Source organism: Blastocatellia bacterium, assembly GCA_025054955.1.
In the GTDB taxonomy this organism is placed as follows: domain Bacteria; phylum Acidobacteriota; class Blastocatellia; order HR10; family J050; genus JANWZE01.
The window spans coordinates 88,575-97,770 of sequence record JANWZE010000133.1 but is presented as its reverse complement, the minus strand read 5'-3'; the positions used below and the strand labels follow the sequence as shown (position 1 = coordinate 97,770).

Here is a 9,196-nt window from a genome sequence, read left to right as displayed (position 1 = left end):
TCGTTCGTTGTGGGCTCATTGCCCATGAGCGATTTCCTTGAAAACAACATTTGAGCGATTCCTCGGAACCACCGCTGATGAACACAGATGGACAGTACCAATTGCGGGTTTAAGAATTCGGGCCTATCCGCTCACACGCATTCTACGCGGGGGCCCACAGCGAGGCCCCCATACAGGCATCCCCGCCTGCCCGCTTTCCGGGCGAAAACGCGAGCCCACAGTCACCCTGTACGGGCGGCTCGCCGTGGCCGCCCGACTCCTCTCCTCTCCCTCCCCAGAAAAAGTGGCACAGGCATTCCTGCCTGTGGCGTTTTTCATCGTTTCTCTCGCGTCGTCCGGACGACATGTAGAACTCCTATGAAAATAGCCCACGACACACACGAACCTCACGAAAGAATTGTATTTTCATCCTTAGCGGCGTGCTGTTGCATAGGGACGATTCCCTTGAAGACGCCCGACGCCAGCTTGCGCCGGAGGCGCAAACAGAAGGTATCCAGACGTGCAACGTCTGGGACAACAGACCGAACAATCGTGGCGCGTCTGCAGTCGCGCCACGACATGGGCGCTTGCGGCCACCAATTCAACTGCATCAACGCCCCATTGCCAGAACTCGTAGCGCCTCTTCAAGGCGCACTGGAAATCGGCGAATGATCTCCGACCCAGACGTTTCGCGTCTGGCTACCCTCTTGCGGCGTCTGCTGACGCCGCTTGCCCCTGTCGCTCCTTTAGAAAGGGCACACAGCAGCTTGCGCTGGAGGCGCAAACAGAGTCACGGTTGCGAACGAGCCTCTTTGCCTTGCTCCGAGGCAGCCCCGGCTCGATAGATCGCATTAAACAACAACTTGAACGTGCCATGCGCTTGACCGCGATGTTGTGGCGCAACGCCGATCAAAATCACGCGGCCTCGCCCGACTTTGACTTCCACCATCGCAGCGCGTCCGGCGATTCGATCTTCGCCCAGCAGATAGCCGCTCTTGAGTACATCTGTTTTGGCGTAACGAACAACGACATCAACGGCATTGCTCGCTGGCGGTCCCGTCGCTTCAAACGCCAGACTATCGCGCACGACAGCCATGCTCCTAGCCGGCATGCCGTACCCCAATGGATGGAGCGTTTCAACCTCAATGCCGAGAATCGAACCAGGGCAGAAGAATTCACGTCGTGAGGCTTGCGCCAGCACGTTGCGCACCGGTAGGTCAAAGTGCTCCAGCACAAAGTCAGAGGCTTGCCCCAAACAGATCAGCGTGCCGCCCGACTGCACGAATAACTTCAATTGTTGAACTCCACTGATGCCCACGCCGCCCGTGTATTGTTGCGGGTACCGACCGGGCGCATGCCCCTCCAGAATCTGCCTGGGCGTTTGATCCGGCAAGATGATTCCATCAAATCGGTCATTCAAATTGCCGGCACGAATATCGCTGTCGCGAACCGTCTCAAATTGAAATCCGAATTGCTCCAGCACCCAGCGTGTCCAGCCTTCATCCATAGAAGGCACCCAACTGCGATAGAGGCCGATCCGGTTGCGTTGAATCTCCGCTTTAGCTCGCTCAGGAATGGATCGCACAGCCTGAATTTTGATCTCATGCTTGGAGGCCAGCACAGCGATCCATTCGCGAGCCGCTTCGTGTTGTCGCGGCCGCGCCGTCAGCACAAAACTGCCTCGTTGATAAACGTGCCGCTCGATTTCCACATCCTCGCGCAGTCGGCTGATCTGTATGGGCGATTCTGGCTCCAGCAGTTCGTTCACTACGGCGAAGGCGTTGTTCGTCTGTGGTCGCAAGAGCCAGGTCGTTGCAGCCTGGCCGCCGGGCAGCTCTTCCACGCCGATGTCGGGCGGCGCGACTGAATCAATCCGTTTCAAATCCACTTCAAACTGGCGCTCGACTTCGACCACACTGACGCCCATCTGCATGGGCAGCGTCCAGCCGGCCACGTCGTAGGGTTGCTGGTCAGTCCCATCGGCGGTAGGAATCGAAGGATAGGTTTGAGATTCGAGCAGTGCTTTGGCGCACGCTCGATACGGTTGCGCCATCAAGATGACAAACGTCCCGGCCGGATACCGGACGCCTTCGATCACAAAGGAGCGTCGCGCTTGATGAACTTCAATGCCCTGCTCCATCAATACAGTGAGAAACCGCGCCGTGGTAATCGGGTCGTGTTGCTCAGGCGGGATCACGTAGGCAAACGGGGGTTGAGTGCGGCCTGCTTCAATCGCGCGCCGCGCGACACGATGCACATTCATCATGAAGTCGCGCTTGTATCGCGCGGCCAACAGCAGCAGCGCCCGCGACGCGACCAGTTCCATATCGAGAATATCGCGCGGCTGCCATAAACCGCCCGGCCACGGATCGGGAAAATTGATCGAACGCATCAGCGGATTGGGAAAGCCGGCAGGATGACCGCGCAATTGTTCAGCGCGAATTTCAACGGGCGACATCAACCGCGCGCTGGCCGCTTCAGTCAGGATGCCGATGGCATTGTGATAATACGGCGCCGTGCGAAACCCGCCATGCCACCACATATCAAACTGGGCGTTGGAAAGAATCCCCTTGAATCCAGCAGCGGTCAACGCCGAAGCCAGATGACTGCCGATCTTGTTGATGTCACGAATGAGCATCGCATCAATATTCGGGTTCGCCGGATCGTAGAATGGTGGCACAAACATCCGGGCGCCATTGGAGCCCATCTGGTGAACGTCGTAGACAATCTGGGGAAACCACTCACGATAAAACAAGCGTGTGACCAACTGTGTCTCCACCTGTGTCAGCATGAACCAGTCGCGATTGTTATCGTGCCCAGTATAAACATGGTACAACTCCGGCGGATCGCTGCCTTCATAGGGCGTGCCCAACGTTTTTTCATACCATGCGCTGACAATATCAATGCCATCCGGATTCGGACTGGGGAACAGAAGGATGACGGTGTTATCGAGAATCTCACGTGTTTCGGCGGTATTCTCGCTGGCCAGGCGGTAAGCCAGCTCCAACGACATTTGCGACGCCACGATTTCCGTCGAATGCAGCGAACAACTGATAGCGACGACGATCTTGCCCTCGCTGATCAGCCGTTCGGCCATCTCCTCATCGGCGACCAAGCGTGGATCAGCCAACATGCGTTGAATTTCCTTGAGCCGATCCAACTTGCGCAGGTTGGCTTCCGACGAAATGATGGCTACAATCAAGGGCCGGCCAAGGGTGGATCGTCCTAACTCGCGAACTTGGACGCGCGGTGAATGTTGAGCGAGCATCTTGAAATAATCAACGATCTGCGTCCAGTTGGCCAGCCGGCGAGCTTGGCCCGGCTCAAAGCCCAGTACGGCCTGCGGCGAGCGCACCAGTCGTTGCGCCGGCGCAATGGTCGCAACCATGACGAGACAACATGCGATGAGGCTGTATCGAACCATGCGATTCATTGATTGACTCCGGGTGGCACGAAGATTTATGACGGCAAACTCTATCTCAGGATCAGAGCGCGTGACAAGAGTGGCGTGGGCTGCCAAGGCGCGAGGCATGTTGCTGCTTGCTTGGTGGGGACTCAATTTATTCACCGTTGGCGTGCTTATCGTGCTCCTCTGCGCAGTTTTCCGTCACCCTTCGATTATCTTCTTGCCGGCGCGCATTGTCTTCCAGATTGGGAACTGGATGGCCGGCGTCCGGGTGAAGGTGAGCGGGTATGAAAGACTGCGCAAGGGACAACCGTATATTTTTGTGTCCAATCACGCCAGTTGGCTTGACCCGATCATCATGTTTCTTCATCTAGGCGCGAATCACGCGCTGCTGGTCAAGAAAGAACTCTACAAAATTCCTATTCTCAGTCAGGGGCTGAATTTGATTGGCTGTGCCAAAATTGATCGCAGCAACCGCGAAGCGGCGATTGCCAGCACGCGCCAAGCAGCCGAGCGAGTCCGACAGGGACGCAGTTTCATCGTCTACCCCGAAGGCACCCGCTCGCCCGATGGCACGATGCGGCCATTCAAGAAAGGAGCGTTCCACTTAGCCATTGAAGTCGGCGCGCCGATTGTGCCGGTCACCGTGGATGGCACGCATCGGATCATGCCGAAAGGAACGATCGGAGTCACGCCGGGGACAGTGCATCTGATCGTGCACGATCCGATTGATGTTTCGCCGTACACGCCTGAACAAGCTGGCCTGCTGGCTGAGCGCGCCTGGCAGGCTGTTCATTCTGGCTTCGGTCAATCGGCAGCGACCGTCTCCTCATGAAGTCCGCTCAGTCAGCGCAAGACCGCAGGTTCGACCTTGCGCTTCAAAGAACGGATATGGTTAACTTGCCGCTCAACCGTAGCACGCGCAACCATGCGTCCTAAGGAGGGCCCTATGAGCAATCCATCAGGTCGGACGAGAACCGTCAAACTGCTCGCCATCGGTTTTGTGTTCCTGGTCTTGAATAGCTCATATCTGGCAGCCTATGCTGAGCCGACGTTCTTCTATTTTGGCAACGTGGTCGTTCACATGGTGCTTGGCGTGATCCTCGCCGTTGTGGCAGCCGGCTATGTCTTGCCTCGGCTGCTGCGCCTGCCGGCGTGGCTTTTGATCGCCGCAGCAGCGCTCAGTTTGAGCGCCATCTCCGGCGTCGCGTTAATGATCCTGGGCGCAACGCGGCCTTACCGCTGGCTGCTTTACACACACATCGCGCTGGCCGTCGGCGGCTCAATTCCCATGCTCATTCACCTGCTCAATCACTGGCAAAGCGGAGCTACACGAGCGCGCGCGCGGAGGAAAGCTGCGCTTGTCACGGGCTGCATGATCATCGCTTTTCCGCTGATCACGATGGCACACAACTACTACACCGGGCGACAGACTGGCCGCATTGTGAATCCTGATAATCCGCCCCTGAGCATGGAAGGCGAAGGCGCGGGGCCCAACAGTCCGTTCTTTCCCTCATCAGCTAACACAACTGTCAATGGACTCATTCCATCTGATTTTTTCCTGACGAGCGAGAGCTGCGGTCGTTGCCATCAGGATATATTCCAGCAGTGGAACTCGTCCGCTCATCACTTCTCGTCATTCAACAATCAGTGGTATCGGAAGTCCATCGAGTACATGCAGGAAGTGGTCGGCACGAAGCCATCAAAGTGGTGCGCCGGTTGTCACGACCACGCTGTCTTTTTCAACGGACGATTCGACCGGCCGATCAAAGAGCAAATCAACACGCCGGAAGCGCAAGCCGGATTGGCCTGCACATCGTGCCATTCCATCGTGCACGTCAACAGCACCATGGGACAGGGTGATTTCGTCATCGAATATCCGCCGCTGCACGATTTGTCGGTGAGCGAGAATAAATTCCTGCGATGGACGCATGACTACTTACTCAAAGTGGACCCGGCGCCGCATCGAAAGACATTTCTCAAACGGTTCCATCGCGAGCAGTCGGCAGAGTTCTGTTCCTCATGTCACAAAGTGCACTTAGACGTCCCTGTCAATGCGTATCGCTGGATTCGCGGGTTCAATGAGTATGACAACTGGCAATCCTCCGGCGTATCTGGCCAGGGCGCGCGTTCATTCTACTATCCGCCAAAGCCTCAGACCTGCACCGATTGTCACATGCCGCTCGTGCCATCGAATGATCCGGCAGCGCGTGATGGCTACGTCCATTCACATCGGTTTCCCGGCGCCAATACAGCCCTGCCTTACGTCAATCGCGATCATGAACAGATGCGAATCACACAGGAATTTTTGCAGAGCGGCGCGGTCACCATTGACATCTTCGGCATGGCGCGGACCGGCCAGGCGCCGATGCTCATCCCGAAGCTGAATAAGAATCGGGAGGAACCACGACTCTCCAGCACATTTGCTGTTGGCGAAGAATCCATTCATTTTGGCGCATCGTCGGGCGTGATGACACAACCTGTCGAAGTCATTGCGCCGCTGGACAAAGTCAACGCGACCGTCCGACGCGGCGAATCGGTGCGCATTGAAGTCGTGGTACGGACGCGCCGAGTCGGCCATTTCTTCCCCGGCGGCACGGTTGACGCCTTCGACGTATGGGTTGAATTGCAGGCTGTGGACAATCACGGGCGGACGATCTTTCACAGCGGCGTCGTCGAAGACGGCGGGAAAGGGCCGGTCGAGCCAGGAGCGCACTTCTATCGCAGCCTCATGCTCGACGAACGCGGCAATGTCATCAACAAGCGCAACGCATGGATGGCGCGTTCCGTCGCCTATGTCCGGCTGATCCCACCCGGCGCAGCGGATACGGTCCATTACCGGCTGCATATTCCGCCTGATTGCGGCGATCAAATCATCCTGACGGCCAAGCTCAATTACCGGAAGTTCGCATGGTGGAATACCCAGTGGGCCTTTGCCGGTGTCCGTGATCCCAACCATACGAACTTTTCTGTAGCGCCTGGCCACGACGACGGCCGTTGGGTATTCACTGGTGACACTTCCGGCGTATCCGGTCAGATCAAGGCCATTCCAGATATTCCCATCACCGTCATGGCTGAACATCGCGCCACGCTCACGGTCTTGCCGAAAAACGCCCCATTGCCTGAGGTCAAACCATATCTGGACAAATCGGTCCGCGAGCGGTGGAATGATTACGGCATCGGCTTGCTGTTGCAAGGCGACCTCAAAGGAGCAGAAGCGGTGTTCCTGAAAGTAACCCAGATGGACCCAGACTATGCCGACGGATGGGTCAACGTCGGGCGCGCGCGCGTGCAAGAAGGCAATATGGATGGCGCCGAACAGGTGCTCCGCAAAGCGTTGGAGGTCAATCCACGCCTGGCTAGCGCCCATTTCTTTCTGGCCACAGCGTTGAAGAATAAAGGCCGGTATGATGAAGCGCTGCGCCACCTGCACATAGCCGCCGAGCAATACCCCCGCGACCGCGTCGTCCTCAATCAGATCGGGCGCATCCTGTTTTTGCAGCGACACTACCAAGAGGCAATTGCTCAATTTCAAAAGGTCTTGAAGATTGATCCTGAAGATTTGCAGGCCCATTACAACTTGATGCTCTGCTACCAAGGTCTCGGCAACAAACCACTGGCTGAGCGTCACCAGACGTTGTACAAACGCTTCAAGGCTGATGAATCGGCCCAGTTCATCACCGGCCCGTATCGCCAGCTTCATCCTCACGACAATAACGAACGGCAGTCGGTGCATGAGCATCACTCTGTGCCATTGAACACGTTGAAGCCATCGCCGGCTTACGATGCACGGTTGAAGAAAGGATCGCATTCGGACGTCGCTCTGAACAGGTAAGGCGCATGATAGGATTTTTCTATAAGCACCGGGTTGGCATCAAGCACCATCTTCAACCGGCATTGCATCAGGCCAAGCCGACTTACGCGACAGAGCGGCGAGCTTGCCGAGGAAGCGGTGCTACAGTGCTCGGCAACCCACTTCTCTGGGTGTTCGTCATGGCCGGCCTGAGCGTCCTGCTGGCCGCCGGTTGTTCGCGGGATACGCGATCCGTCATCAACACGGTCAATACGCCGCCATCGGCAGTCGTTGAACAACCGGCCGAACCATCTGAGTCACAGCCATCGGAACAGCCACGCCCCTCCGGTCCCATCGAATTTGCCGACGTTACCACGGCAGCCGGCATTCGCTTCAGGCATCATAGCGGCGCCTTCGGCAAGAAGTACCTGCCGGAAACGCTCGGCTCAGGCTGCGCGTTTCTTGACTACAATAATGACGGCTGGCAAGACATTTTGCTGATTAACTCGATGAGCTGGCCGGGCCATAAGAAAGCAAAATCGTTCTCGGCCCTCTATCGCAATAATCAAGACGGCAGCTTCACGAACGTCACCGTTCAAGCCGGATTGGCAGTGGAAATGTACGCAATGGGCTGCGCGATTGCCGACTACGATAACGACGGATTCGTTGACATCTACATCACCTGCCTCGGCCCCAATCGCCTGTTTCGTAACCTTGGCAACGGCAGATTCAAGGATGTGACAGCCACAGCGGGCGTGGATGATCCTGGTTTTTCCACCAGCGCAATGTGGTTCGATTACGACAAAGACGGTCGCCTTGATTTGTTCATCTGCAACTACGTGGAATGGACGATTGAGACCGACCTGTTTTGCACACTGGACGGCACGAATAAATCCTATTGCACGCCCGAATCATACACCGGTCAAAGCCCCACACTTTATCGCAACAAAGGAAATGGCACCTTTGAAAATGTGACCCAACAAGCTGGCCTGTTTGACCCCACCTGTAAGTCGCTCGGCGTGGCCATGCTTGATTACGACGAGGATGGGTGGATGGATGTGTTCGTCGCTAACGATACGCAACCAAACAAACTCTACCGCAATAATGGCAATGGCACGTTCACCGATGTGGCGCTGACCGCCGGCGTGGCCTTCAACGAACAAGGCGTTGCCCGCGCCGGCATGGGCGTTGATGCAGCCGATTACGACGGTTCAGGCCGCGCCAGTCTGGTCATCGGCAATTTTTCCACCGAAATGATGGCGCTCTATCACAACGAAGGGTCCGGTCTGTTTGTTGACGAAGCGCCGAGTTCAACTATTGGCCGGGTTTCGCTGCTCTCATTGACGTTCGCCTGCTTCTTCTTCGACTATGATCTGGACGGATGGCTCGATATTTTTGCAGCCAACGGCCACGTCGCCGATGACATTGAAGCCATTCAACCGCAAATCCGATATGCGCAGCCAGCGCACGTCTTCCGCAATCTTGGGAAGAAGCGCTTTGAGGCCGTCACCCAGAAACTAGGTCGCGCGTTGCAACGACCGATGGTTGGCCGCGGCGCAGCCTACGCCGATTATGACAACGACGGCGACCTCGATTTGCTCATCACGATCAACAATGGTCCAGCTCGCTTGCTGCGCAACGAAAACGGCAATCAAAACAACATGCTGCGCATCAAAACCGTTGGCGTCACCAGCAATCGCGACGGTATTGGCGCCAAAGTCATCGTCAAACGTGAAGGCGGCCCTCCGCTTTGGAACCTCGTCAAAACCGGCTCCAGTTATTGCTCACAGAGCGAGCTGCCATTGACGTTCGGACTGGGTCAAGCAGAACGAGCGTTGCGCATCGAGGTCATCTGGCCAACGGGGCGTCGCGAGACGATCCCTGAAACCAAGGCGAATCAGTTCATCACTATCCAAGAAGGCAAAGGGATCATCTCAGCTCAACCCATCCAGTTCGTTCATCCGACCGCATCCGGCGCGGCCACTGGAAGCAAACCGGCCAAAAGCTAATTCCTATGC

4 protein-coding genes are annotated in these 9,196 nt (G+C 56.7%); 3 read left to right on the top strand and 1 reads right to left on the bottom strand.

The annotated features are described in order from the left end of the window. Window positions 1-769: 769 nt before the first annotated feature. On the bottom strand, window positions 770-3,412 hold the full coding sequence (locus NZ823_16725) for a M14 family metallopeptidase (protein ID MCS6806772.1): 2,643 nt from the start codon (window positions 3,410-3,412) through the stop codon (window positions 770-772). A 61-nt stretch (window positions 3,413-3,473) separates the two neighbouring features. Here NZ823_16725 and NZ823_16720 point away from each other — a divergent pair, with 61 nt between their 5' ends. From NZ823_16720 to NZ823_16710, 3 genes are all read left to right on the top strand, one after another. Next, complete coding sequence (locus NZ823_16720) at window positions 3,474-4,220, top strand: 1-acyl-sn-glycerol-3-phosphate acyltransferase (protein MCS6806771.1); 747 nt, start codon at window positions 3,474-3,476, stop codon at window positions 4,218-4,220. A 114-nt stretch (window positions 4,221-4,334) separates the two neighbouring features. Next, a complete protein-coding gene (locus tag NZ823_16715; protein MCS6806770.1) occupies window positions 4,335-7,220 on the top strand; it encodes a tetratricopeptide repeat protein in 2,886 nt (961 codons plus the stop codon). Between the two features lie 5 nt (window positions 7,221-7,225). After that, window positions 7,226-9,187, top strand: a complete 1,962-nt coding sequence (locus NZ823_16710; GenBank protein ID MCS6806769.1) for a CRTAC1 family protein — start codon at window positions 7,226-7,228, stop codon at window positions 9,185-9,187. Window positions 9,188-9,196 lie beyond the last annotated feature (9 nt).

Coding starts and splice junctions, on each gene's coding strand:
- NZ823_16710 (MCS6806769.1), top strand. CDS start 7,226: ATGATAGGATTTTTCTATAAGCACCGGGTTGGCATCAAGCACCATCTT.
- NZ823_16715 (MCS6806770.1), top strand. CDS start 4,335: ATGAGCAATCCATCAGGTCGGACGAGAACCGTCAAACTGCTCGCCATC.
- NZ823_16725 (MCS6806772.1), bottom strand. CDS start 3,412: ATGAATCGCATGGTTCGATACAGCCTCATCGCATGTTGTCTCGTCATG.